General features: G+C 57.4%; 1 pseudogene. It reads left to right on the top strand.

The features are described from left to right. Window positions 1-391: pseudogene (locus EOA29_RS39475) on the top strand (protein-(glutamine-N5) methyltransferase, release factor-specific); the annotation flags it as partial. Between the last annotated feature and the right edge of the window lie 151 nt (window positions 392-542).

The following is a 542-nucleotide window of genomic DNA, read 5'->3' on the forward strand; positions in this document are numbered from 1 at the left end:
GCGCAATGCCTGCGAACTGGGCCTGGCCGACAGGTTCGAAACGCTTGAATCCGACTGGTTTGCAAAAGTTTCCGGCCGGTACCATGTAATTGCCGCAAACCCTCCCTATATACTCAGTCGAGACATAGGAAATCTGCAGGACGAGGTCCGCGATTTCGATCCGCATCTGGCCCTTGATGGCGGCGCGGACGGTCTTGGTCCCTACCGGATCATCGCCGCTGAGGCGACAAGGTTTCTGGAAGCCGAATGCAGGGTTGCGGTCGAGATCGGCCACACGCAACGGAACGAAGTCACGGACATCTTCTTGGCAGCCGGCTACCGGTTGTCCGGTATGTTCTGCGACCTCGGCGGAAACGACAGGGTTCTGGTGTTCGAACGCGCAAACCCCTGATGCAGTGCGAAATAGGGCTTGGCAATGCCCGGGAATGCAGCTAGGGTCGAAGTAACCGGATGAGACGAAGCAGGCAGTGCTCTTAGCGATTCGGTTTTCCTTGGAAATAGCTGCCTTCTTGCGCAATCGACGCCAATGCTTCGTGCGGGAA

The sequence above is a fragment of the Mesorhizobium sp. M1E.F.Ca.ET.063.01.1.1 genome (genome assembly GCF_003998155.1).
Taxonomy (GTDB): Bacteria; Pseudomonadota; Alphaproteobacteria; order Rhizobiales; family Rhizobiaceae; genus Mesorhizobium.